Annotated in this window: 21 protein-coding genes and 2 pseudogenes; 9 read left to right on the top strand and 14 right to left on the bottom strand. The window is 62.7% G+C overall.

Annotated elements, in window-relative coordinates:
• Positions 1–419 precede the first annotated feature (419 nt).
• The 7 genes and pseudogenes from ACG873_RS25845 to ACG873_RS25815 all read right to left on the bottom strand — a co-directional run.
• A pseudogene (locus ACG873_RS25845) lies at positions 420–1424 on the bottom strand (IS110 family transposase); the annotation flags it as partial.
• A gap of 563 nt (positions 1425–1987) precedes the next feature.
• Positions 1988–2683: a FadR/GntR family transcriptional regulator gene (locus ACG873_RS25840; protein WP_394888624.1), complete on the bottom strand. Its 696-nt coding sequence runs from the start codon at positions 2681–2683 to the stop codon at positions 1988–1990.
• A gap of 2 nt (positions 2684–2685) precedes the next feature.
• Positions 2686–3723, bottom strand: a complete 1038-nt coding sequence (locus ACG873_RS25835) for a four-carbon acid sugar kinase family protein (RefSeq protein ID WP_394888623.1) — start codon at positions 3721–3723, stop codon at positions 2686–2688.
• Positions 3720–5339 (bottom strand): ABC transporter ATP-binding protein, encoded by a 1620-nt coding sequence (locus ACG873_RS25830; RefSeq protein ID WP_394888622.1) that lies wholly within the window; start codon positions 5337–5339, stop codon positions 3720–3722. Before ACG873_RS25830 ends, ACG873_RS25835 begins: the two co-directional genes overlap by 4 nt.
• Positions 5332–6267: an ABC transporter permease gene (locus ACG873_RS25825; protein WP_394888621.1), complete on the bottom strand. Its 936-nt coding sequence runs from the start codon at positions 6265–6267 to the stop codon at positions 5332–5334. The genes ACG873_RS25830 and ACG873_RS25825 overlap by 8 nt, the downstream gene beginning before the upstream one ends.
• Positions 6268–6277: 10 nt before the next feature.
• Positions 6278–7192, bottom strand: coding sequence for an ABC transporter permease (locus ACG873_RS25820; protein WP_394888620.1), 915 nt, complete (start codon positions 7190–7192; stop codon positions 6278–6280).
• Positions 7189–8697, bottom strand: a complete 1509-nt coding sequence (locus tag ACG873_RS25815; RefSeq protein WP_394893696.1) for an ABC transporter substrate-binding protein — start codon at positions 8695–8697, stop codon at positions 7189–7191. The genes ACG873_RS25820 and ACG873_RS25815 overlap by 4 nt, the downstream gene beginning before the upstream one ends.
• 350 nt (positions 8698–9047) lie before the next feature.
• On the opposite strand from ACG873_RS25815, the gene ACG873_RS25810 reads away from it, so the two are divergent.
• The 4 genes from ACG873_RS25810 to ACG873_RS25795 are packed head-to-tail and all read left to right on the top strand — an operon-like array spanning position 9048 to position 13219.
• Positions 9048–10220 (top strand): sialidase family protein, encoded by a 1173-nt coding sequence (locus tag ACG873_RS25810; RefSeq protein ID WP_394888619.1) that lies wholly within the window; start codon positions 9048–9050, stop codon positions 10218–10220.
• Positions 10217–11167, top strand: a complete 951-nt coding sequence (pdxA, locus tag ACG873_RS25805; protein ID WP_394888618.1) for a 4-hydroxythreonine-4-phosphate dehydrogenase PdxA — start codon at positions 10217–10219, stop codon at positions 11165–11167. Before ACG873_RS25810 ends, pdxA begins: the two co-directional genes overlap by 4 nt.
• Entirely contained in the window at positions 11164–12090 is a 927-nt protein-coding gene (locus ACG873_RS25800) for a dihydrodipicolinate synthase family protein (RefSeq protein ID WP_394888617.1), read from the top strand. The genes pdxA and ACG873_RS25800 overlap by 4 nt, the downstream gene beginning before the upstream one ends.
• A complete protein-coding gene (locus ACG873_RS25795) occupies positions 12083–13219 on the top strand; it encodes an iron-containing alcohol dehydrogenase (protein ID WP_394888616.1) in 1137 nt (378 codons plus the stop codon). The genes ACG873_RS25800 and ACG873_RS25795 overlap by 8 nt, the downstream gene beginning before the upstream one ends.
• A 181-nt stretch (positions 13220–13400) precedes the next feature.
• Here ACG873_RS25795 and ACG873_RS25790 read toward each other — a convergent pair whose 3' ends face one another.
• Positions 13401–13964, bottom strand: coding sequence for a TetR/AcrR family transcriptional regulator (locus ACG873_RS25790; RefSeq protein ID WP_394893695.1), 564 nt, complete (start codon positions 13962–13964; stop codon positions 13401–13403).
• Positions 13965–14073: 109 nt separating this feature from the next.
• Between ACG873_RS25790 and ACG873_RS25785 the strand changes: the two genes are divergently transcribed.
• The 5 genes and pseudogenes from ACG873_RS25785 to ACG873_RS25765 all read left to right on the top strand — a co-directional run bounded on the left by ACG873_RS25785 (position 14074) and on the right by ACG873_RS25765 (position 17186).
• Complete coding sequence (locus ACG873_RS25785) at positions 14074–14862, top strand: SDR family NAD(P)-dependent oxidoreductase (RefSeq protein WP_394888615.1); 789 nt, start codon at positions 14074–14076, stop codon at positions 14860–14862.
• 59 nt (positions 14863–14921) lie between these two features.
• Positions 14922–16016: an alkene reductase gene (locus ACG873_RS25780; RefSeq protein ID WP_394888614.1), complete on the top strand. Its 1095-nt coding sequence runs from the start codon at positions 14922–14924 to the stop codon at positions 16014–16016.
• Positions 16017–16083: 67 nt separating this feature from the next.
• Positions 16084–16536, top strand: coding sequence for a DUF2147 domain-containing protein (locus ACG873_RS25775; protein WP_394888613.1), 453 nt, complete (start codon positions 16084–16086; stop codon positions 16534–16536).
• A gap of 59 nt (positions 16537–16595) precedes the next feature.
• Positions 16596–16709: pseudogene (locus ACG873_RS25770) on the top strand (NADP-dependent oxidoreductase); the annotation flags it as partial.
• A 144-nt stretch (positions 16710–16853) separates the two neighbouring features.
• The gene (locus tag ACG873_RS25765) at positions 16854–17186 is read left to right on the top strand and encodes an alpha/beta fold hydrolase (RefSeq protein WP_394888612.1); all 333 of its coding nucleotides are present in this window, start codon (positions 16854–16856) and stop codon (positions 17184–17186) included.
• 191 nt (positions 17187–17377) lie between these two features.
• Here ACG873_RS25765 and ACG873_RS25760 read toward each other — a convergent pair whose 3' ends face one another.
• The 6 genes from ACG873_RS25760 to ACG873_RS25735 all read right to left on the bottom strand — a co-directional run bounded on the left by ACG873_RS25760 (position 17378) and on the right by ACG873_RS25735 (position 23841).
• Entirely contained in the window at positions 17378–18277 is a 900-nt protein-coding gene (locus ACG873_RS25760; RefSeq protein ID WP_394888611.1) for a PfkB family carbohydrate kinase, read from the bottom strand.
• Entirely contained in the window at positions 18274–19149 is an 876-nt protein-coding gene (locus ACG873_RS25755) for a MurR/RpiR family transcriptional regulator (RefSeq protein ID WP_394888610.1), read from the bottom strand. The genes ACG873_RS25760 and ACG873_RS25755 overlap by 4 nt, the downstream gene beginning before the upstream one ends.
• Positions 19146–20123 (bottom strand): ABC transporter permease, encoded by a 978-nt coding sequence (locus tag ACG873_RS25750; RefSeq protein WP_394888609.1) that lies wholly within the window; start codon positions 20121–20123, stop codon positions 19146–19148. The genes ACG873_RS25755 and ACG873_RS25750 overlap by 4 nt, the downstream gene beginning before the upstream one ends.
• Positions 20124–21614, bottom strand: coding sequence for a sugar ABC transporter ATP-binding protein (locus ACG873_RS25745; RefSeq protein ID WP_394888608.1), 1491 nt, complete (start codon positions 21612–21614; stop codon positions 20124–20126).
• A gap of 125 nt (positions 21615–21739) precedes the next feature.
• Positions 21740–22798, bottom strand: a complete 1059-nt coding sequence (locus ACG873_RS25740) for a substrate-binding domain-containing protein (RefSeq protein ID WP_394888607.1) — start codon at positions 22796–22798, stop codon at positions 21740–21742.
• Positions 22795–23841: a TIM barrel protein gene (locus ACG873_RS25735; RefSeq protein ID WP_394888606.1), complete on the bottom strand. Its 1047-nt coding sequence runs from the start codon at positions 23839–23841 to the stop codon at positions 22795–22797. Before ACG873_RS25735 ends, ACG873_RS25740 begins: the two co-directional genes overlap by 4 nt.
• Between the last annotated feature and the right edge of the window lie 114 nt (positions 23842–23955).

The following is a 23955-nucleotide window of genomic DNA, read 5'->3' as shown; positions in this document are numbered from 1 at the left end:
CAGCGCCGGCCTAGTCTTTGTCTAGCTATTCTCTTAGACCGGCCGCGACGCGTCTATGCCAATCGTTTGCTTTGCATAGAATGAAAAGTCGCCGCCCCCGCGCGGGGCGGGCAGGTGTTTGGCGGAATGGCGAGGGGCCGTGTATGGACGGCTCTCCGTTGGCAAGGGGTTCTTTGAGCGTTTGCAGTTGCTGGTTGGTGCGGCCATGTATCCGACCTGTAGGTGCGGCCTGTCATATGCCGCTGGCCATAATGCCATTCGCGCGGCTCAGGTCCCGATCGTAAGCTCGCACTCGAAGTGCACGGCCCCAGTGGGTTCTCCTGATCCGGCGGTTTCAACCGGCTTTGTGCATCAGCTCCTGTCCGCCCTTTCCAACCTCGTCGGCGCTCGCCCTGTCTCGTTCTATGCGATGACCGCTCCCTGTAGCGCTCGCCGCCTGTCATCAATGCCCAGACCATGCGGGCTGTCTTGTTAGCCAGTGCAACCGCCGCAACCTTGGTCGTTCGCCGTGCCATCAGTTGCACGAGCCATGGCCGCCTGGTTCCGTTCCGCTCGGCATAGCGGATGACCGCCATTGCGCCGACGACGAGCAACTGGCGCAGGTAGCGATTCCCGGCTTTGGAGATGCTGCCGAGCTTCTCCTTGCCCCCGCTCGAGTTCTGCTTGGGGACGAGCCCGATCCAAGCCGAGAGGCACCGCCCGGACTTGAATGCGTGCGGATCGGCGACGGTCGCGACGAACGCACTCGCCAGCAGCGGGCCCACGCCCGGAATCTCCATCAACCTGCGACCGAGCTCGGTCTCTCGCGCACTCGCCCGGACCCGGCGATCGTTTTCGAGGATCTGTTCCTTCACGACCTTGAGCTGCGCCTCGAGCATGCGCAGGCATAGCCGTGCGTCAGCGGGTATCCTGGCGTCGGTTTCGTCGTTGATAACGACAAGCAGTTGTTCGATCCCATTCCGCCCGATCGGCGCCACGACGCCGAACTCGGACATATGGGCTCGCAAGGCGTTCGATATCTGTGTGCGCTGGCGGTTGAGCATCAATCTAACCCGGTGCAGCATCATCACACTCTGTTGCTCGGGCGACTTCACCGGCACGAAGCGCATCGTCGGCCGCGTCACCGCCTCGCAGATCGCCTCTGCGTCTGCAGCATCGTTCTTCTGCCGCTTCAAGTAGGGCTTCACATACTGTGCCGGCAGCAGCCGCACATCGTGGCCAAGTGCGATGAGCTCACGAGCCCAATAATGCGACGAACTGCACGCCTCGATCCCGACCAGGCATCGCGGCAAGCTCTCGAAGAATGCCAGCACGCGCCCACGTGTAAGCTTCCTGCGAACGGCAACCTCACCAGCCGCATCCACGCCGTGGACTTGAAACACGGACTTTGCGATATCCAGACCGATCGTCGTAACGTTGCTCATCATAGCGCTCCTCCAGCTCTAATCCCGCGATCATACCGCAGGGAGGGAGGAGAGCCGTCCACCGCATCAGAAGCGGATTGTAAGGAAGGCGAAACTCAAGGACGTGACGCCCCATACCCCCTACGGCATTCCTTCGCCTCGATAGCCTCAGAGCTCGGCGGAGATTGGTCGCGTCTTCTAGGCGTCAAGTCGCGAGTCGGCGCCTCCACGGCTCGCTCACCTTCGCGGACATAGGCCACGGCTGGCGACCACGCCGCCGTGCTCCGCCAGCTTCGGTCTGGCTCAAGGCATCGATCTCCCCGGCACCGTGCTGCCCTTCATCGGTCGCAGCGTCACACTCGCAGGAGTGGACTCCGTCAACGCGCCCTCGGCCAAGCGGGTCTCGATGTCGCAAAGCTGGAGTCCATGGTTACTGTAGTTGGGCTGGCCCAAGCTGCCGGCGTGGCCCGCAGCATCTTTGGTGGGACCATCCGCGGCCGCTTGGTCGTCGACGTCAACGTATAGACGATCGACCCAATGCCTTCCCTTCGAAGAGTCCTCGTGTCGGGAACGCCGGTACGATCTTACGTGCTTGAAAACAGCCGATTGCGCGAGCCTTCCAAATGCTCGCGCATAAGCCGCCGCGCGGCCTCTGCATTGCTGTCGCGAATGGCTTCATAGACCGCAGTGTGCTCGTTGAACACATGCTGCAGCCCGTCTTGTGTACCGCGCAGTGACAGGCCGTGGAACCGCATGCCCACGGCGATATGGTCTTCCAGCGCCTTCATGGCAGTGGCGAAATAGGGATTGCCTGAGGCCTGGGCTATGCCGAGGTGGAACATGAAGTCTGCGTCGGCCCTATGCGCGTGCCGGTTGGTGGCGTCGCGCAGCAGGTCCAGCGCCGCCTTGATCTTTTGCTTGTCGGCCTCGGTGGCGCGGGTGGCCGCCATGGCGGCCGCTTCTGGCTCGATGGTGAGGCGAAAATTGTAGCAGTGCTGCAGGTCGGAGAGATTCTCCATCTGACCGAAGCCGAGCGGCTCGCGCAACCCATGTTCACGCACGAAGCTGCCGGCACCGCGGCGGGAATAGATTAGCCCCTGGTCACGCAGCTTCTGTAGCGCATCTCGGACCACCGGGCGGGAGACCTGGAATTCGGCCGCCAGGGCGTGTTCCGTCGGAAGGCGTTCGTCGACGGCGTACGCGCCGGATTTGATGGCCTTCTGCAAGCGATCAAACACCGCTTCTGAGAGGCTCCGCCGTGCAACAAGCCCTTCCGACATGACTAACCGACACTCTTCCCAGTGGTATCAACATAACGAGAAAGGAGGTGAACAAGAGTATCTCGAACTCCAAAGCCCCCAGATTTCGTGATTAGCGTAAAGCCACCAGCGCGGGCAACAGGCAGGCCCGGTAGTGCCTCGCCAACGATCTCAAGGGACACAAGGCCCAGTTGCTCCAGGACCACCTGGGCGGTCGCGCCACCCGAGATAACCAGCAGCGTGTCGGAGTCAGGCTGAAACCGAGAAAGTGAGGTCGCAAGTTGCTGCGAAACCTCGAACGCATCGATTGGAGAGGCACCTGGCACGGCCTGGAGAATGGTAACGCGCGCTTGCGGAGGCAAGTCGGGCGGCGCTATGCCGGATGGCGCCGGAACATACGCCACAGTTGGGTCCGTTTCGCGCAGTCGGACCAGTTGGGCTATGGTGATAGGGTCAGTAGATCCGATGACACACATTACCCGAGGTCCCGCTAAATCCATATTTGGTGCGTCACCAGCCGGAGCCATCTCCCGGGCTAGCGCCTCGGCCAGGCCACGCGCGCCCACCAGCAGATCGCGGTCCAGCGCCAGCGTCTCGTCCATTTCCGTCTGCGAGAGGGTGTCTGGAATCGACGCGCGTGCCGCATGCGCCCCGAGACGGCCGGCTATGTCAATTGGCTCGGAGACGCCGAAACCTTCCACCATGCCATTCCGCACGACGCGCCCAAAGGTGGGTATCGCGGGGGCCACCAGTGCGTGACGATAGGCAATGGCGTCAAGCTCCGCCGAAATGTTTCCCTTAAGGCGAGAATCGACCTTCTTGAAGATCGCTATCCCGTCTGGAAGCTCAGCAATCGCTTCGCACACTCTGGCCCTCGCGGCCTCCGGCGAAAGCTCGCGACTGTTGGTCGATACTCCGATCACCGAAGCGCCCGTCGCCAGTACCTCCTTCAGGGCGTTGGGCGTAACGGCCACCATTGCCCTTGCGCCGCGCATGGCAAAAGGCGCGGCCGAATCCAACGCCCCTGTCAGATCATCGGCAATGATGGCCAGCCGCGTCATGCCCCGGCCCGGACAGCAGCGGCGCGACGCTGGGCCTGGACGTCAGGGTCAGGGTCCAGGTTGGCGGCAAGCAGGCGCTGGGTATAGGGGTGACGCGGGTTATCGAAGATGAGCGAAGTGGGGCCACGTTCGACGATCTCGCCTGATTTCATCACGACGACAGTGTCCGCGAAGTCCCGCACCACGCCCAGATCGTGTGCAATGAACAGGAACGAGATGCCCAGGCGCTTGCGCAGATCGTCGAGCAGGGCGATCACCTGGGCCTGGATCGATACGTCGAGCGCCGACACGGCCTCGTCGCAGATGATGAGATCCGGCTCGAGGGCCAATGCGCGGGCGATGGCGATGCGTTGGCGCTGCCCGCCTGAGAACTGATGCGGATAGCGCTGCGCGTGCTCGGGCAGGAGCCCGACCTGTTCGAGCAACTCGGCGATCCGCCGCCGGCGTGCCACGTTGTCCGGGATCAGGCGGTGAATGTCCCAGCCTTCGGCGATCAGATCGTAGACCGACATGCGCGGATTGAGTGACTGGGTAGGGTCCTGGAACACCATCTGGATTTCCCGCCGCACGCCGAGCAGTTCACGTGCGGACATGGCAATGAGGTTACGCCCCTTCCATAAGGCCGCGCCGCTATCGGCAGCTTCGAGGCGCAACAGCGTCTTGGCCAGCGTCGACTTGCCCGAGCCGCTTTCGCCCACCACGGCCAGGCTCTGCCCCTTGTGCAGGATCAGCGACACATCATTGAGGGCGGTGAACCCGCCATAGGTCTTGCGCAGCTTTTGGACGTCGAGCAGCACGGGCGCCGCGGCGTCGACGTGCTTGACCGCACCCTTGCCTGGCGCTGCGGCGATCAGCTTACGCGTATAGGTGTGGGTGGCATTGTGGTAGATGTTCCGGGCCGTGCCCGACTCGACGATTTCGCCTTGGCTCATCACCACGACGCGGTCGGCAATCTCGGCGACGACACCCAGGTCATGGGTGATCAGCACCAGCCCCATGCCCGTCTCGGCTTGCAATTCCTTGAGCAGGGCCAGCACATCGGCCTGGATGGTGACGTCAAGCGCGGTGGTTGGCTCGTCGGCGATCAGGATGTCGGGCTTGAGCATCAGCGCCATAGCGATCATCAGCCGCTGTCGTTGACCGCCGGAGAACTGATGCGGATATTTGCGCATCGCCTGTTTGGGCTCAGGCAGCCCGACGCGGGCGATGAGCTCAAGCGCGCGGGCCCGCGCCGCATCGGCCGGCCGGCCGTGGGCCGTCATCATTTCCACGATCTGCCAGCCGACGGTGTAGACCGGGTTGAGGTGGCTCAGCGGGTCCTGGAAGATCATGGCGATGCGCTTGCCGTTGAGCGCGCGCCGCTCTTCCTGGCTGGCCTTGAGCAGATCTTTTCCCTCGAACAGAATCTCGCCTGACACTATCTGGGCGGGAGGAATGTCGAGCAAGTTCATCACAGCGGAAGCGGAGACGGATTTGCCGGAGCCGCTTTCGCCGAGGACTGCCAGGGTTTCGCCGCGATTGATTGACCAACTGACATTGCGAACGGCATGCACGGTGCCGCGCGCCGTGTGGAAATCGATGGATAGTTTGCGGACTTCGAGCAGGGCGTCAGCCATTGGCGGTGCCGCCCTTGGTGCTGCGCGCCTCGAGCCGCCAGCGTTGTGCCGGGTCCAGCGCCACGCGCATCCAGTTCGACAGGAGGTTGAGCGAAAGGGCGGTGATGACGATCATCAGGCCGGGCCAAAATGCCAGCCACCAGGCGGAACTAAGATAGGGCCGACCCTGGCTGACCATCAGCCCCCAGGTGATGTTGGGCGGCTGAATGCCGATGCCGAGAAACGACAGCGAGGATTCCGCCAGCATGACGAAGGCGAAGTCGAGCGTGGCGATTGTCACCAGCGTCGGCGCCACTATTGGCAGGATATGACGTAGGATGATGCGGGTATGCGAGGCCCCCATGACGATCGCTGCCTGCACGAACATGCGCTCGCGCACTTCGAGTACCTCGGCGCGCGTGGTGCGCAGGTAGATCGGTATGCGGGTGATCGCGAGAACCAGCACCATGTTGGGAATGGAGGGCCCCAGCACGTAGAGCACCACCACCGCGATCAACAACGACGGGAAGGACATAATCACGTCGGCCAGCCGCATGATCACCTGCGAGACATTCTTGCCGAGGTATCCGGCGACAAGGCCGAACGCCGCGCCGACGACGAGGGCGGAGAGAACTGTCCCAGCTGCCACGCCCATGGTGCTGCTGGCGGCAACGATCAGGCGCGGCAGCATGGGCCGACCCAACGAATCACCACCCAGCACAAAGGCCCAGCCGTACGCCAGATCGAAGGGCGGGCTGTTGCGCCCGCGCAGGTTCTGCGCGCCGGCAGCATCTCCGAGCAGCGCAGGGCCGAGCACTGCAAATAGAACGATGACCAGCAACATCACGGCCGATACAAACGCGAGCTTGTCGCGCCAGAGCATGGCAAGCAAAGCAGCAGATTCCGAGCGGGGAATGTCGGCCGGTTTGGCGGAGGACAGATCGGTCATGGCCGGTCTCCTACTGCCGGATGCGCGGATCGAGCACGCCGTAGGCGATGTCGATCAGGATGTTCATGATGAAAATGGCGATAGCCGTGACCATGATGGCAGCCAGCACCACGTTAAAATCGCGCTGCAGGATGGAGTCGATCATCAGCTTGCCGATGCCGGGAAAGCCGAAAACGGTTTCGACGATCACCGCGCCGTTGAGCAAGGCCGCGGCCTGATCGCCCATGACGGTGATCACCGGCAACATAGCGTTACGCAAAGTATGCACGAAGATGAGCGGGCCATTCTTGACGCCCTTGGCGCGGGCTGTTTTCACATAGGCCGCGCCCAGCGCCGACAGCATCGAGCCGCGCACCACCTGCACGATCAACCCGAATGGTCGGATGAATAGCACCGCAATGGGCAGCACCCAGTGCAGCGGCGTGCCGACGCCCGAGGTCGGCAACCAGCCCAAATTGATCGAGAAGATGACGATGGCGACAATGGCGATCCAGAAATCGGGCGCGGAAGCGCCGACCAGCGAAACGATTGAGACCAGCCGGTCAAAAAAGCCGCCGACCTTGAAGGCTGCAAGCGCACCGAGCACGATAGCCGCAACCATGACGAGGGCCATGGTGATCAGTGCCAGGGGCAGCGTCCAGGTATAAGCTTCCAGCACGACGTCGATGGCGGGCCGCGCCTTGCGCAGGGAATCGCCGAAATCGAGATGCAGGAGGTCCAAGACGTAGGCGCCGAACTGCTCGATGATCGGACGGTCCAGGCCATGCAAGGCACGAAACTCTTCCTTCATCTGCTCGGTGGCATCGATCGGCAGAAACAGCACGGCGGGGTCGCCGGTCAGCCGCGACAGGAAGAACACCAGGATCATCAGTCCCAGCAGGGACAGCAGGCTGGCGATGGCGCGCTGTCCGATCATTTTGGTCATGGCCGGTTTCCCGATTTGAAGAAGCGCGATGCAGGAGTGTGTCTCCGGCATCGCAGAGCGTACTTGAAGCTGATTTCGCTCAGCTGCAGCTGCGAGTTGGTGGCAATGGTCGGCTTGAAGTCGATCCGCTCGCCCACCCGGCTGTGACCCACCATGTGGAACAGCAGCACATCGGCGACGATTTCCTTCTGGACGTAGGCGAAGAGCTCGGACCACAGGGCAGCGCGTTCATCCCCCGTTGCAGCAGTCGCCTTTTCGATTAGTTCATCGACCTTGGGGTCGTTGACGCCCGACTGGGTGCCCTGGCTGTGATACTTGAAGTACATAGAGAAGACCGGATCGCCGCGCGAATTGTCGTGCTGAGCCATTAGCAGCTGGGCCACACGACCCTCCGGATACGGCTTGGAATAGTACTGCTCGTGCTCGGCCACTTCCACCATGCGCAGGGTTGCCTTGAAGCCGACATCATTGAGCATCTGCACGATCACTTCGCCCACCTCGGTCACATGCGGGAAGTTCTCCGTGCGGGCGATAACTTCGATCGGCGCGCCGGTATTGATGCCGTCGGCCGCAGCGGCTGCGAGCAGCTCCTTGGCCTTTTCGGGATCGAAGGGCGGAGGTTCAAGGTCAGCGTTCCAGCCGAGCGTGGTCGGGGGCACCATGGCCACGGCCAGTTCGGTGCCTTCAGCCAGCACGGTGCCGATGAAGGCCTTGCGATCGATTGCGGCATTGAGGGCTTGGCGCACGCGCAGGTCGCCCATCGGCTCAATGGTCTGGTCGATGCGCAGATAGACGGTTTCCGAGTTGGGGTAGGTGAAGTCGGTAGCCGGGTTTGTGGCTTCTTCCTGGGTGATCTGCGGCGCGATGTCGGCCTCGCCGGCTTCGACCATGGCGGCACGCACGGCAGGCTCGGAGCGGAACACATAGGTGGCCTTGGTCACGGCCGGCTGGGTGCCCCAATAGTCGTCGCGGCGGGTCAGTACGATCTGCTGGCCAGCGGTCCATTCGGACATCATATAGGGGCCGGTGCCGATTGGCTCGCGCAGGACCTCCACCGGCGCTTCCGACGGCACGATAGTCACCAGTGTCATCAGCAGCGGCAGAATTGGCTGTGCCGGCTCGGCCTTGATGTCGATGGTATTGTCATCGACGATGTTGAAGGTCAGGGCCGTATCGGCGAAGTAGCGCTTGCTCTCGCAGGTGATCTGGTCGGAAAAGACGCGATCGAACGAATGTTTGACGTCGGCGGCATCGAAGGTGGTGCCGTCCGAGAAGGTCACGCCTTGACGCAGCTTGAACCGCCAGGTGCCATCGCCCAGGTCTTCCCAGCTTTCGGCCAGGCGCGGCATCAGGCCGGCATCGCCGCGCACGTCCAGCTCGGTCAGCGTTTCACTGATATTCTGCATGATGACGCGGCCGATATTGGATCGCGTGGCCATGCAGGGCTCGACAAGATCGAGCTCTTCGCTCAGCACGACGGTGATGTCGGTGTTGGTCTGCGCCATGGCGGGAACGATCGAAGTCGACGCCAGAAGTACGCCACCCAGCAAATGCTTGAACAGCAATTCCACCTCCCTTTGCAGCCAGTGCGAACAAGGACGATGCTGCTTGGCGTCCTTGCCTCTTTATGGCGACCCTCATGAGCCAACCTAGCCTGCACTATCGAATTGCACCCCATTAGTTGTCAATGAATTCCTCGCATCTTCGGTCCATTCAACGTTCCATGGCCTCTAATGCACTGAAATATATGTGTAAAAAGCGACAAACATGAAATCTTTTGACATTCATGCAGCAATCATAACTTGACAACATCGGCGAAACCGCGAATTTTCGACGCCAGAGAAGGAGACCCACCATGACCCCGGAGGAGATCGCCGCCCGTATGACGGGTGCGCTGGACCGCATGGCCGATGGTCGTGTCGAAGCCTTTTTGGCCTCGCCCATGGTGCAGAACCACGCCGCTTTTATTGAACAACTGGATGATGGCACGCTGGCCTGCCTTTGGTTCGGAGGCACGCTTGAGGGCACGGCCGACATCTCTATCTATGCGTCCACGCTGACGCCCGGCAGCTTGGCTTGGAGTCCGGCAGTCCAGCTTAGCAACGACCCCCGTCGCTCCGAACAGAACCCGGTGCTCACCCGCAACCAGGCGGGACAGTGGCTGCTGTTTCACACCGCACAGCCGTCGGGCAATCAGGATGAGTGCCTGTTGCGGGCGCGCGAAGTGTCGATTGCGGGCGGTGCGCTTGCCGGCGGGGCGCCGCGCACCATCGATCTGCCGTTCGGCACCTTCATCCGTGGCCGCTTCGTGCGGCGTGCCGATGGTGCCTGGATGATGCCGGTGTTCCGCTGCATTTCCCGGCCCGGCCTGCGCTGGAACGGCAGTTTCGATACCGCCGGCGTCGCTGTCAGTACCGACGACGGCCGGACTTGGTCACTGTCGGAAGTGCCCGGCTCGGTGGGCTCGGTGCACATGACCATCGTGCCGCTCGACGGTAGCCACATGGCGGCCTTCTATCGCCGCCGGCAGTCCGATTTCGTCCATCGTTCGGAAAGCCGCGATGGCGGGTTGACCTGGTCTGCCCCCGAGCCGACCGACGTGCCCAACAACAATTCCTCGATCAACGTCATTCGCCTCGCCGACGGCCGGTTGGCTATGGCCTGCAATCCAGCTTCGGCCGCCACCTCCAGCGATCGGCGGGCCTCGCTCTATGACGAGATCGAGGAAGGGGATGCTCGCCCCGATGCCAGTGGCGGCTGCTCGCCCGTCTGGGGTGTGCCGCGCGCGCCGCTCTCGCTCTGCATTTCCACCGATGGCGGCAAGACCTTCCCGCTCCGCCGCATCATCGACGACAGCCCCGGCACCTGCCTTTCGAACAATTCAATAGACGGACGCAACAAAGAGCTGTCCTACCCTTACCTGCTAGAGGACCCGGAAGGCGCGATTCATATCGCCTACACCTACTTTCGGCGGGCCATCAAATATGTCCGTCTCCCCAAGGGATGGATCGACGGAGAACTGAGTTGAGCGACGTTATCGGCATCACCATGGGCGACCCTGCGGGCGTCGGTCCGGAAATCACGGTTCGCGCCATTGCACAGATGGGCGCGGCCGATCGGGCCCGCACGCGCATCTATGGCAATCGCGCAACGCTGGAGAATGCGCTGGTCGCCACCAGCCTTGTGCTCGGCCTTGAGGACATTGTCGTCGACCTGCCCATCGAAGGCGGGCCGCTGCCCTGGGGCAAGCTTGATCCGCGTGCCGGCGACGCTGCGTTCCACTTCATCGAGAGGGCCGTGCGCGACGCAGAGGCGGGCCAGATCGGTTGCGTCGTCACCGCGCCGATCAACAAGGAAGCGCTCAATCTCGCCGGCCATCACTATGACGGGCATACCGGCATGCTGGCGGCGCTGACCGGGCAGAAGTCGGCCTTCATGCTGCTGGCTTCGGAGCGCCTCAAGGTCATCCACGTCTCGACCCATGTGTCGCTCAAGACCGCCATCGACCGTGCCACGCCCGAGCGCATCCTGGCGACCATTCGCGCTGGCAACGATCACCTCAAGCGCATCGGCTATGCCACCCCGCGCATTGCCGTCGCCGGCATCAATCCGCATTGCGGGGAAAGCGGGCTGTTCGGCACCGAGGATGACGTGCAGGTGGTGCCGGCCGTCGCCATGGCCCGCGCCGAAGGCATCGACGTGCAGGGGCCGATCTCGGCCGACACGGTCTATCACCGCGCCTATAACGGGGGCTTCGACCTGGTGGTCGCGCAGTATCACGACCAAGGTCATATCCCGATCAAGCTGGTGGCCTTCGATACCGCCGTCAACGTCTCGCTGGGGCTGCCCATCGACCGGACCTCGGTCGACCACGGCACGGCTTTCGACATTGCCGGCACCGGCAAGGCCAACCACACCAATCTGAACGAAGCCATCGCCTATGCGCGCCGCCTCGCCGCGGGGACAAAGTCATGAATCCTGCTACGAAACTCCCTATCCACGGTGTCTTCTGCGCATCCGCCACCCCGGTGCTCGAAGACGGCACGCCTGACCACACTACCTTCGCGGTCCATGCCAGGGCACTCCTGGATGAGGGTTGCGACGGCATCGCGCTATTAGGCACCACCGGTGAGGCCAACTCCTTCAGCCTCGCGCAGCGCCAGGCACTGCTGGACACGGTCATTGCATCAGGCGTCGATCCGCAGCGCCTGCTGCCCGGCACCTCGCAGACCAATGTTGCCGATACCGTCACGCTGATGCGCCATGCCGTGGAGGCTGGCGTGAAGGCCACGGTCGTGCTGCCGCCCTTCTACTACAAGGGCGTCAGCGACGAGGGCCTGTTCCGCTTCTATGCGGAGGCCATCGAGGGCGTCGGCCGCGACGACCTGCGCGTTGTGCTCTACCACATCCCGCCCATCGCCCAGGTCGGGCTGTCGGTCGAACTGGTCCGACGCCTGCTCGACGCTTTCTCCGGTATCGTCGTGGGGATCAAGGACAGCTCCGGCAAGCTCGAAAGCATGCAGACTTTTGCCAGGTTCGAGGGTTTCTCGGTGCTGGCCGGCGCCGATCCGTTGATGCTGCCGCTGCTGCGGTCGGGCGGAGCGGGCTGCATCACCTCCAGCTCCAACCTGATCGGCAAGCATTTGCGGGTGGTGTTCGACCATTGGCACGAGCCAGAACAGGTGGCACAGGTCAACGCGGCGCAGGAGCGCATCAACGCCTGGCGCGATCTCTCCAATGCCTATGTGCAGTTGCCCACCATCAAGGCCATGCTGGCCCATCGCCGCAATCATTCTGGTTGGACCCGGCTCCGGCCACCGCTGGTCGAGTTGTCGCCAGCCGAGATCGAAACGGTTTGGGCCCGCATGGCCGAACTCGAGGCGCAGGAAAATGTCTGACACCGATCTCTCCATGGCTCGCCCCATCACGTTGCTGCAGCCCTCACGGCTGGAGATCGGCGCGGGCTCAGTCTCGTGCCTGGCGCAATGGGCGGAGCCATATCGCCGGGTTTTCGTGGTGGCCATGCCCCCCACGGTCGGTTTTGCCGAGCGCATCGGCTTCACGGGCGCGGTCGAGACCTTCATCGACCTGCCGCCCGAGCCTGACCTTCCGGCCGTCGCGGCGGTGCTAGCCGCTGCCCGGGCCTTCGAGCCGGATCTGGTGGTTGGTCTGGGTGGCGGTTCGGTAATGGATGTCGCCAAGCTCGTGGCGGCACTATGGGACGGCGAACAATCCGTGCCCGACGTGATCGGCGTCGACAAGATCGCCGGGCGCCGCACGGCGCTGGCACAGGTGCCCACCACCTCTGGCACCGGTTCCGAAGCGGGCATTCGCTCGCTCGTCACTAATCCCGAGACGCTGGCCAAGCAGGCCGTCGAAAGCCGGCACATGCTCGCCGATATCGCCGTGCTCGATCCCGAGCTAACCTATTCTGTTCCCGCGGCAGTCACCGCGGCCACTGGCGTCGATGCCTTAGCCCATTGCGTCGAGTCCTACACCAATATCAAGGCTCATCCGCTAATCGACGGCTATGCCAGGCTCGGCATCGAGCTGGTAGGCCGCTACCTGGCGCGCGCCGTCAGCGACGGGGCGGATACCGAGGCGCGAGCCGGCATGATGCTGGCGTCCTACTACGGCGGGGTGTGCTTGGGGCCGGTCAACACCGCCGGTGGCCATGCTTTGGCCTATCCGCTGGGCACGCGGCTCAAGCTTCCCCATGGGCTGGCCAATGCCGTCATCTTCCCGCATGTGCTGGCCTTCAATGCATCCGCCTGCCCGGACAAGACTGCTGGCGTCGCCGCTATGCTGGGCCTCGGCGTCGGTGCGAATACCAATGACATTCTGACGAGCGCCATGGACTACTGCCAGGCGCTCGGCATCCAGATGCACCTGTCGCACCATGGCGCGCAGGAGCAGGATTTGCCGATCTGGGCCGAGGAGGCTTTTGCCATAAAGCGCCTGATCGACAACAACCCCCGGCCGCTCGGGACTAAGGACATCCTGTCGATCTATCGAAGCGCGCTCTGATCGACCTGTGGGCCTGCTCGGCGCGTCGGTGCCGGCCTTGCCGGCTGCGGCGCGTAGAACCAGCGCTGTCTTTTGGAGTGCGGATGGAAGGCGCCCCATTCGTGAGGTCCGTGTCGCTCGCTATGCATGCCAGCCCGTGGCAGCGACACTAAGGGCTCCCGGCTTCATGCAGAGGGCTCGGCTACGTGGTAAACTGTTGACCAAGCCCTGCGTTGATCCAGGCACGCGTCTGTTCCAGCACCTCATCCGAAAGCGCGGGATCGTCAATCGCCCGGGCAAGGATTACTGCCCCCACCATTGCTGCCCAACTTCCGATCGCCGCGCGGCGTCGGTCTGCCGCATCCAACTCCGGGAGTGCCGCGCTGATCCGGTCGATCTGCGATCGAAAGCCTTCCGTCATGGCCGAGCGTGCAGCCGGGGTCTGATGGCGGATGGCTGCGGCAAGGCCCGCCGTCGGGCAACCGCCGGCGCAGTTGTCGCGATGCCGGGGCGAAAGATAGGCATCCACGTAGGCGCGAAGATCGCCCCCTCCGCTTGAGTCAGCGGCAAGCACATGGGCAAGGGTCTGGGCGATCAGGTCGTCCTTTGAGTTGAAGTGACCATAGAAGCCGCCATGGGTGAGCCCGGCGGCGTTCATTACTTCCGCCACGCTGACCGCGTCGAACCCCTTGTCGCGAAACAGCCGACTGGCCGCGTCCAGGATCCGGTGACGGTTCTCCGCCATCTGCTCTCGACTGACCTTCATTTCAAAATTCTCCGCTGGCCCGTTGACATTTACATGATGCTCATCATATTTAGCATCATTCATGATGACCGTCATGAATATAGGTCCCATCAGAAAAGAGAGCAACCCCATGGCCGTCATTCCGTCAGTCCTCATCACCGGCGCCTCCACCGGCATCGGAGCCGCCTATGCCGAGCGCTTCGCGCGCCGCGGGCACGACCTCGTGCTTGTTGCCCGTGATATGGCACGGATGGAGGCACTGGGGGCGCGTCTGCGTCTGGAAAACGGCGTGGCGATCGACATCATCCAGGCTGATCTTACGCAGCCTGCCGAGCTTGCAACGGTAGAAACGAGGCTGCGCGATGACGCCCGCATCGGGATCCTCGTCAACAATGCCGGAACGGCCATCGGCGGAAGCTTCATCGAGCAGAGTACCGATGACGTCGCGCGGCTCGTTGCGCTCAACACGACCGCACTTCTGCGGCTTGCCAGCGCCATGGCCCCGCGTCTTGCGAAGGCCGGCGAAGGGGCGATCGTCAACATCGGCTCCGTGGTCGGCCTGGCGCCGGAGTTCGGCATGACGGTCTACGGCGCAACCAAAGCCTTCGTGCTGTTTCTGTCGCAGGGGCTCAGCCTCGAGCTCGCGCCGAAGGGTGTCTACGTCCAGGCCGTGCTTCCCGCCACGACGCGAACGGAGATCTGGGAACACGTCGGCGCCGACATCAACACGCTTTCCAACGTGATGGAGGTGGACGATCTGGTTGATGCGGCGCTGGTCGGCTTCGACCGCCGCGAACCGGTGACCATTCCGCCGCTTCCCGATGCCGGGCAGTGGGACGCGCTTCAGGCCGCGCGCCAGGCCATGCTTCCGAACTATGGGAACGAACATCCCGCCGAGCGGTACCGCACTGCCGCCTGAGCACCAATAAACAATTCGATAGGCGACCCCGCCGCAGCGGGGACAAACAAAGGTGACCTATGACCAGCAAAACGCTGTTTAAGCCCTATACTCTCGGCTCGCTGACCCTCTCCAATCGTATCGTGATGGCGCCCCTGACGCGCAATCGCGCCGGCCCGGGCTTCGTTCCAGGCGATCTCGCCGCGGAGTATTACGGCCAGCGCGCATCGGCAGGTCTCCTGATTTCCGAAGCCACACAGATCTCGCAGCAGGGACAGGGTTACCAGGACACGCCCGGCATCTACTCCCAGGCGCAGATCGACGGCTGGCGCAAGGTCACCACCGCCGTGCACGCCAAGGGCGGGCGGATCTTCCTGCAGCTCTGGCATGTCGGCCGCGTCTCGCACGTCGACCTGCAGGAGCACGGCGCCGCCCCCGTCGCGCCCTCGGCGATCCGGGCCGCGACCAAGACGTTCGTGAACAACGGCTTTGTCGACGTTTCGGAGCCCCGCGCGCTGGAACTCGACGAGCTTCCGGGGATCATTGACGATTTCCGGCAAGCAGCCGCGAACGCCATTAACGCCGGCTTCGATGGCGTCGAGATTCATGGCGCCAACGGCTATCTGCTGGACCAGTTCGCCAAGGACGGCGCGAACGTCCGCACGGATGCTTTTGGCGGATCGGTAGAGAACCGCGCCCGGCTGATGCTGGAGGTTGCGACTGCGGTGGTCGAGGAGATCGGCGCTGAGCGCACCGGCATCCGGATTTCGCCCGTCTCGCCCGCCAACGGCGTCTCGAGTAGCGCGCCGCAGGCGCAGTTCGACTACATCGTGGATCAACTCGACGCTTTGGGCATCGTCTACATCCATGTCGTCGAGGGCGCCACAGGCGGGCCGCGCGATAGCGCGCCGTTCGACTTCGGCTCGCTCCGTCGGCGCTTCAACAACACCTATATCGCAAATAACGGCTACGACCTCGAACTCGCGGCGTCGGGGCTCGCCGAGGGCAAGGCGGACCTGTTCGCCTTCGGACGCCCGTTCATCGCCAATCCCGACCTTGTGGAGCGACTGCAAACCAGCGCGCCGTTGGCGCAGATCAATCCTGCCACGATCTATGGCGGGGGCGCCGCGGGCTATACCGATTATCCCACCATCGCAGCCGCAAGCCGCCCATGAGCCGTGCCTGCGCGGCAACCATTCCGCTCGAACTGCAGTACCCCCATTCCTCTCGGAGAACATCGCAATGCGTATTCTGAAACAATCGGCCGTTTTCGCGCTCACCGTGGCCGCCGCGCTCGCATCCTCGGCAACGAGGGCGGACAATGCGTCACCAGTTGGCTTGTGGAGGAACATCGACGACGTCAGCGGCAAACCAAGGGCGCTGATCCGCATCACGGAAGCGAATGGCACCTTGCAGGGCAAAATCGAAAAAGTCTTCCTAGCCCCGAACGAAAGCCCGACCTGTACGAAGTGCGAAGGCGCGCTCAAGAATGCGCCCGTCGTCGGCCTGGTGATCCTGTCCGGACTGAGGGAGGATGGCGCCGAATTTACAGGCGGCCAAATCCTCGATCCGGATAATGGCAAGACCTATAGCAGCAAGATCTACCTGACGGACGGCGGCAAGAAGCTAAACGTGCGCGGCTATATCGGCGTATCATTGCTGGGTCGTTCGCAGATTTGGCAGCGCCAGCAATAGGCAGCCGAGATCGATAGGAAAAGTGCTCGATCCGGAGAAACCCGTAGAAAGAAAACGTCATGAGAGCCGTCATCGTCGATCGATACAAGAAGAAGGGCGCCCTGCGGCTTGGCGAGATGCCGGAGCCGGCGCTGGGGGATGATGATGTTCTGGTCGAGATCCACGCGGCCGGGTCCGCAAGGTCATCCTGACCGGCACCGGCCCGGCAGGTGGCGAAGGCATCGAAAAGGTAGGGCCCGTGTCCTGGCCGCTCATTCTCAAGGGCATGCTGACGTTCCGGGATCCGAAATTCTACCTCTTCTTCACCTCAACCGCGAATGGCCGCCGCGCCGCGGAAGCATTTCTGGAGCGGCTACAAGAACGCAAGGCGGATCGCGACAAACCGATCACGATGGCTACGTTCCTTAGGCAGCTCAATGCGATCAAGGCCTGGGGCACGCAGGCACAACAGGATCTTGGGCGCGATTCGCAAACCCGTTCTCATCGCGAACGGCGACCAGGACAAAATGGTGCCCAGCAGTAACTCGATCGACCTGGCGCGCCGCCTGCCGAATGCCGAACTCGTCCTCTACGAGGATGCAGGACACGGAGGCATCTTCCAGTATCACGAGGCCTTTGTGAAGAAAACGCTTGAGTTCTTCGCGCGCTGATGCCGCCGCTTCGCCGATCTTGGATCTGGTTCACATCATTTCTCGGGATGGATGCCGCTGTGGGCTTGGTGCGGCCCGAATAAGACAGAAGCGCCATTTCCGGGCGTCCGCCGACATAGCAATAGTACACGCGCTTGATGATTGACTTTAGCGTCGGAAAACTGATCCAGCGTCGGCGCCAAACGGCGAGGTCAGCCTATCGCCGGGGCTTCGACCAGTGGTGTACCCACGAGTAGCGCTGCGGCCTCATTCGCCGCGTCAAGGGCACTTTTGATCGGCTCTTCGAGTGCAAGCGCGGCGGCAAGCGCGCCGACGAACTCGTCGCCTGCGCCATGCGTGCTCTCGACCCGCACTTTGATGGCCGCAATTTCAATCATCTGGCCTTCGCGGTCGGCGAAGGCTACGCCATCACCGCCTGCCGTCACGACGACGGCTGGGCAAAGCGCGAGAAGGGAGCTCGCCGCGCTGGCCGCGCCTTGCAGCGTCTCGATCACCGGCGTTCCCCCCAGCATTTCCGCCTCGATCGCGTTGACGACGAGGATGTCCACCAGCGAGATCAGTTCCTGGCAGAGTTTGCGCGCCGGCGCTGCGTTGAGAACGACCCGGCCCCCGGCCTCCTTAACGGCACGCGCGGCCGCGACGTTGGCCGCGTCCGGCACTTCATTCTGCAACAGCAGGACGGAGGTTCGCGCGATCACCTCGTGGGCTGCGGCAACATCGTCACCTGACAATGTCAAATTGGCGCCGGAAACAATAACGGCGCCGTAATCACCCTCATTGTCGAAGATCGCCACGCTCATGCCCGAACCGGCTGCGGGCTCGGTACGGACAAAACGCCGATCGACCATTTTTCTGTCGAGGTTGTCGATCAGCACGCGGCCGAAATCGTCGTTGCCGACGGCGCCGATTATCGCTGCAGCCGCACCGGCGCGGGCTGCGGCGACGGCCTGGTTGCCGCCCTTGCCTCCACATTTCGGCAGCCAGGACCTGCCTGCCACCGTCTCGCCCTTGCGCGGGCGGTCGGGCGCGTCGACCGTGATGTCGTAATGCAGGCTGCCGAAGACTGTCACCAGCGAGGCCATTCGGCTCATGTGATCCGGTCTTTCCGCTTGGACGTGACAGCCGTCATGGTGCGCTCCAGATTGCGTTCGGCGGACGGATAGTCACGTTGAGCGATGGCGACGAACAGCGCATCGAGAATGTTGAGCTGGGCGATGCGCGCCGCGGCGTTCTCGCCCATCAGCGGCGAACCTTGCGCAGTCGAGCACAGCACCACATCCGCAACGCCGGCCAGCGGCGATGCGTTGTAGTTGGTGATAGCGATCGTGCGGGCGCCGCTCTTTCTAGCCAATTGGATGGCGTCAATGACGGCGATGGTGTTGCCGGAGTGGGAAAAGCCGACCGCGACGTCGTCGGGCTGCAGCAGCGCGGCCGACATCAGCATCATATGCGGATCGTCATAGACGCTGGTGCGGATGCCGATGCGCAGGAATTTGTGCGACACGTCGCGTGCGATCTGCGCCGACCCGCCGACCCCGTAAAAGTCCCGCTGGCGCGCCTGATAGAGCAAATCGGCTGCACGGTCGAAATCGTGCATGTCGAGGATTGCCAAGGTTTCTTCGAGCGCCTGGATCGAAGTGCGGAACACTTTGTGGACGATTTCCGACGACGTGTCGTCGGTCGACAGTTCCTGATGCATCTCGGCTGTAGGCGAGCGCGTGTATTCGTAGACCGCGGTGCGGAAATCGCGATAACCGGCGAAGCCCAACTTCTTGGCGATCTTGACCACCATAGCCTCCGACACGCCGGCTTCTTCCGCAATCTGCTTGAGCGCGATGGTCTCGTCGAAGCCGCGCCGGCCGAACACCGTTTCCACAACCTTCGCCTCAAGTGGCGTCAGATGGGGCATCATCATTCGGATTCTCGGCCCTACCGCCTTCAGATCTATGCCGTTCATTGTCATCCACGTCCCCTCGTCACGCGATCGATCATCATCGCGGCGAGGATTATAAGACCGGTGGCGAGAAGCTGATAGAAGGATTGGACATTCATCAGGGTCAGACCGTTTCGCATCGCTCCAAGGATGATGGCGCCGAGCACCGTGCCGATGATGCTGCCTTTTCCTCCCATCAATGAGGCGCCGCCGATCGCTGCCGCTGCGATCGCGTCGAGTTCCCAAAGATTCCCAAGGATAGGTTCCGCAGCGCCGAGGCGCCCCATCAGGATCTGCGCGGCGAGCGCAGCCAGCAGGCCAGAGATCATATAAGCGGCGATCTTGGTGCGAGCGATCGGAACGCCGGCGATATAGGCCGCTTCCTCGTTGCCGCCGACGGCCAGCAGATATTCGCCGAAGGGTGTTTTCTTCAGCACGACCCATGCGACCAGCGCCACTGCGGCCACTATGATGACCGCAAACGGGATGCCGAGAAGCGAGCCGTTGAAGAGGCCCCGGAAACCGGCGGGCAGGCCGAGCACCGGATTGCCGCCCGTGTAGATCAGTGCCAGTGCACGGTAAGTGCTGAGCGTGCCCAGCGTCACAATGAAAGGCTGCAGGCCGACATGGGCCACCAGCGCACCGTTCAGGAAGCCGCAGGCGAGGCCGATAGCCAGCCCGGCGGCGATGGCGAGGGGGATTGGCACTCCGGCGACCAGCATGGTGGCCGAAACGACTGCCGACAAGGCCGCAGTCGGGCCCACAGAAAGATCAATGCCCCCCGATATGATCACCAAAGTCATGCCAAGCGCCAGACACGCATTGATGCTCGACTGCTGCAGAATGTTGATGAGGTTGCGCTCGGCGAAAAAACCGGGAACCAGCGCGCCGAATACGGCAAGAATGACTACCAGCCCAATCAGCGTTCCCGCGTCGCGCGCGGAAAATGTGCGAAGGAATGCTGGGCGGGACGCGATGTTGGTGTTTTCCGTAATGTCGGACATCTAATTTCCCCGCTCGCTTGCAATCAGGCCTGCAAAGGGCTTGCCGGCCAGCACTTCCGTTTGTGGTATGGCATGCGCGGCGATTGCCTGTTCGCTGAGCTGCGTCCGATCGAGCACTGCCGCGACCGTGCCCTCGCGCATCACCAGCACGCGGTCCGACAGCCGGATCACCTCCGGCAGTTCGGACGAAACGACGATGATCGAATGGCCCTCGGCGGCGAGTTCCTCGATCAGGTGATAGATCTCGGCCTTGGCGCCGACGTCGATGCCGCGTGTCGGCTCGTCGAACAGCAGAATATTCGTTCCCGCAGCCAGCCACCGGCCGATGATCGCCTTCTGCTGATTGCCGCCGCTGAACAGCCCGATTGGCCGGTCGAGCAGGAAGGGGCGCAGCTTTACTCGGGCCATCTTATCGGCGGCAACCCTTTTTAGGCTGCGGCGGTCGATGAAGCCTCGGCGGGCGAAGACATTCATCGACGCAAGCGCCATGTTGCTGATGACCGGGCGCAGCGGCACGATGCCTTCGCGCTTGCGCTCCTCGGGCACCAGTCCGATGCCGGACGCGATGGCCTCCCTTGGGCTGGCGAAGCGCGCCGGCTTTCCATCGATCTCGATCGAGCCCGACGAGACGCGATCCGCCCCAGCCAGAAGCCGCAGAAGTTCAGTCCGGCCCGAACCGACCAGCCCTGCTATGCCGAGCACTTCGCCGCGATGCAGGTCGAAGGAGACGCCTTGGACCTTGGTTGCGGAGGCAAGGTCGCGAACCTTCAGTCTTATCTCATCGGTGGCGTGCGATCGCTGCTGTTCGAGCGCCAGTTCGCGGCCCACCATCATGGCGACGACGGCCTTTTCCGACACCTGCGACAGGTCAGCGGAATTGACGATCCGGCCGTCGCGCATGATGGTGGCGCGCCGGCAGACGCGGAACACCTCGTCCATCTTGTGCGAGACATAGACGACCGTCACACCTTCATCGGCGAGTTTGGCGATCACGGCCGCCAAGCGCTCAAACTCGCTGGGGGTGAGGCTCGACGTCGGCTCATCCATGGCAACGATCTTCGCGCGGTCGAGCAAAGCACGGGCGATCTCGACGATCTGACGCTGCGCCACCTTGAGCGAGCCGATAGGCACTGCGGGATCGATTGTTGGATCGATGGCAGCCAGTGCAACGGCTGCGCGCCGTTCCTGTTCGCGTCGCACGACGAAGATGCCGCCTCGGGTCAGGGGGCGCCCCAAAAACATGTTCTGCGCCACGCTGAGACGAGGCACCTGCTGCAACTCCTGGTGGATCATCGCAATGCCGGCAGTGCGAGCGGCGACGGGGCTCTTCAGAGTTACGGGCTGACCATCAATCTCGATGCCCCCCATTGTCGGCCTGTGCACACCGGAAAGGATGCGCAGCAATGTCGATTTTCCGGCACCGTTTTCGCCGAGCAGCCCGTGGATCTCGCCAGCGCCGATCTCGAACGAAACATCGTCAAGCGCCTTCACGCCCGGGAATAGCTTGGAGATGTTCGCGATCTCAATCGGGGAATGGCCGACATGCCTTAGCCGCTCTCGGTCAAGCGGGGTGCCGACCCGAAGACCGGCATCCCGATGTTTCTTGGCGCCAGTTTTTATTTGGCTGATTCCGCGTCTTTGAGCAGAGCTTTGCGGACGTCTTCCGGGGCGCCCGAATAGAGGTCGGCATTGTCCTTGGTGATCAGCGCCTGCGGCGTCGCGACGACGCGAGGCAGCTTTTGCCCGGCGACGAGGCGCAGCGCCGATTCCAACGCGACCTCGCCGGTCAGCACCGGAAAGCTGTCGACGGTTCCGGTCAATTCGCCTGCCCGGATTGCCGCGTAGGCGTCCGAGATGCCGTCAGTTCCGAACACTGCGACCTTGTCCTGCAGGCCGGCCGCCTTCACGGCTTCCACGACACCGAGAGCCATTCCGTCATTGTTGGCGTAAAATCCGATCAGGTCGGGGTGCTGCTGCAGGATATTGGTGGCGGCATCATAAGACATCTGGCGATCCCAGTTTCCAGGTACGCTGGCCACGACCTCGAACTTGCCGCCCTCCGAAATCGTGGTCTTGAAGCCATCCGTGCGTTGCACTGCCGCATAGACCCCTGCTTGCCCCTCTATAATGGCGACTTTGCCGCCTTCGGGCCGGTTTGCAATGAACCATTTGGCCACGCGCACGCCGTTGTCACGCTGCACATTGCCTACATAGTGCTCGGCTTGCGGTATGACGGCATCGTTGACGTTGACGACGGGAACGTTGGCAGCCTTGGCCTGCTCGATAATCGGCTGCAGGTTCGAGTCGGTCTGAGGAGAGACCAGTAGAACGTTGTAACCTTGGGTGACCAATCCTTCAGCGACGGTAAGCTGCCCAAGCTGGTCGCCTTCGCTCTGCGCCGCCTGATAGACCACCGGAACTCCGATCTTGTCGCCGAACGTCTTGTAGCCTTCGCCCAATGACCGCCAATATTCGTTGGTCAGCGTTTTGGAGACGGCGCCGGCCCTGGTTCCGTCCGGCAGCTTCGGAAATGCTCCGAACTTGGCCTCGAGCTGCGACCAGTCGATGCGGTCTTTCTCGGTGTCCGAGTTGAGCGGCGCGAGATCCTGGGCGAAGGCCGCGCCGACATTGAAAGCCATGAAACCGGCGGCAACGGTGGTCAGCAGAAATTTCATCGTAAAGTCCTCCCTGGTTGAAAAGAAATGGATCGACGGTCGCGTCGATCTGTCAGAACGTCCGGGCCGAGCATCACCTCCTGGACGATGGCCTGCGTCAAAACGGCGTCCTGGCGGTCAATGGCATCGGCGAGGCGGTTGTCCTGCTCGAGACGATCGACGACCCGAAGCATGCGCTTGACCGTCGCGATGTTGACCTCGCATTCGTGGACTGGGTTGAGCCCGGTCATGTCGGGGAAGGTGTCGAAATAGATGGCGCCGGCGTATCCGTCCTTGCGGATCTGGCGAAGCAACTCGATGGTCTGCAGCGTGTGCACCGCGCCGACCATCAGACCGTCATCGCGCTTGGCATAGCCGTCGTTCAGGTGCACGCCTAGAAGCTTGCTGCGGCGCGCCACGAGTGCAGCGGCGAACGCCGGCTGCTCATCCGCGTAAAGCACATGGGCGAAGTCCAGCGTCACTCCCAGATTGGGCAGTCCGACCTCGGCGATCGCCAGCAGCGTCGTTGCCGCATCCGGCATCAGGCTGTAGGAGCGCGGCTCGTTGGGCTTGTACTCGAGGCTTATCTTGCAGGCTGGATCATGCGCGGCCACTTCACGCAGCCCGTCAATCTCGTGTTGCCAAAGCGTCTCGTAATCCACCTGAAACGCATAGTCGAAGCCGTCCTGGCCGAGCCACAACGTCATCAGATCAGCCCCCGCCTCACGGGCGGCATCGATGCCGGACTTGGTCAGGTCGATCGCCTCGCGGCGCACCGCTGGATCCGGATTGGTGAAGGCGCCGAGCTTGAAGGCGGGATTGGAATAGTAGCGCATGGCGAAGCCATTGATGGAAAGACCAAGATCGCCAAGCATACGGGCCAGCTTTGAAGGCCTTTCCGCCATATGGTCGGGATAATTCAGATCGAGGTCCGTCAGACCGGCAACTTTGGCTGCGCGCGTCGCCATCTGCAAAACAGTGGGCTTGCCGGACAGATCAGGCCACTCCGCCCGCGGCTTCGACGCAAAGGAGTTCAGACGGGTTGCGAAGCGTTCTACTGTCAAGGGTCAGCCTGCTCTGGATTTCAGCTAACTTCACATAGTTACAAAATTTTGTAAAGTAGTAATTGCTACCCGACCCTTGGGCCGAGCGTGGCAAGAACCCACAAATGATGGGCA

Source organism: Allomesorhizobium aridi (assembly GCF_043769475.1).
Classification (GTDB): Bacteria; Pseudomonadota; Alphaproteobacteria; order Rhizobiales; family Rhizobiaceae; genus Allomesorhizobium.
This window is presented reverse-complemented; position numbering and strand designations above follow the sequence as displayed.

Excerpts from the sequence above, each read along its gene's own strand:
- ACG873_RS25840 (WP_394888624.1), bottom strand. The coding sequence starts at position 2,683 with ATGTCGGAAGGGCTTGTTGCACGGCGGAGCCTCTCAGAAGCGGTGTTT.
- ACG873_RS25835 (WP_394888623.1), bottom strand. The coding sequence starts at position 3,723 with ATGACGCGGCTGGCCATCATTGCCGATGATCTGACAGGGGCGTTGGAT.
- ACG873_RS25830 (WP_394888622.1), bottom strand. The coding sequence starts at position 5,339 with ATGGCTGACGCCCTGCTCGAAGTCCGCAAACTATCCATCGATTTCCAC.
- ACG873_RS25825 (WP_394888621.1), bottom strand. The coding sequence starts at position 6,267 with ATGACCGATCTGTCCTCCGCCAAACCGGCCGACATTCCCCGCTCGGAA.
- ACG873_RS25820 (WP_394888620.1), bottom strand. The coding sequence starts at position 7,192 with ATGACCAAAATGATCGGACAGCGCGCCATCGCCAGCCTGCTGTCCCTG.
- ACG873_RS25815 (WP_394893696.1), bottom strand. The coding sequence starts at position 8,697 with ATGGCGCAGACCAACACCGACATCACCGTCGTGCTGAGCGAAGAGCTC.
- ACG873_RS25810 (WP_394888619.1), top strand. The coding sequence starts at position 9,048 with ATGACCCCGGAGGAGATCGCCGCCCGTATGACGGGTGCGCTGGACCGC.
- ACG873_RS25800 (WP_394888617.1), top strand. The coding sequence starts at position 11,164 with ATGAATCCTGCTACGAAACTCCCTATCCACGGTGTCTTCTGCGCATCC.
- ACG873_RS25795 (WP_394888616.1), top strand. The coding sequence starts at position 12,083 with ATGTCTGACACCGATCTCTCCATGGCTCGCCCCATCACGTTGCTGCAG.
- ACG873_RS25790 (WP_394893695.1), bottom strand. The coding sequence starts at position 13,964 with ATGAAGGTCAGTCGAGAGCAGATGGCGGAGAACCGTCACCGGATCCTG.
- ACG873_RS25785 (WP_394888615.1), top strand. The coding sequence starts at position 14,074 with ATGGCCGTCATTCCGTCAGTCCTCATCACCGGCGCCTCCACCGGCATC.
- ACG873_RS25780 (WP_394888614.1), top strand. The coding sequence starts at position 14,922 with ATGACCAGCAAAACGCTGTTTAAGCCCTATACTCTCGGCTCGCTGACC.
- ACG873_RS25775 (WP_394888613.1), top strand. The coding sequence starts at position 16,084 with ATGCGTATTCTGAAACAATCGGCCGTTTTCGCGCTCACCGTGGCCGCC.
- ACG873_RS25765 (WP_394888612.1), top strand. The coding sequence starts at position 16,854 with ATGGCCGCCGCGCCGCGGAAGCATTTCTGGAGCGGCTACAAGAACGCA.
- ACG873_RS25760 (WP_394888611.1), bottom strand. The coding sequence starts at position 18,277 with ATGAGCCGAATGGCCTCGCTGGTGACAGTCTTCGGCAGCCTGCATTAC.
- ACG873_RS25755 (WP_394888610.1), bottom strand. The coding sequence starts at position 19,149 with ATGACAATGAACGGCATAGATCTGAAGGCGGTAGGGCCGAGAATCCGA.
- ACG873_RS25750 (WP_394888609.1), bottom strand. The coding sequence starts at position 20,123 with ATGTCCGACATTACGGAAAACACCAACATCGCGTCCCGCCCAGCATTC.
- ACG873_RS25740 (WP_394888607.1), bottom strand. The coding sequence starts at position 22,798 with ATGAAATTTCTGCTGACCACCGTTGCCGCCGGTTTCATGGCTTTCAAT.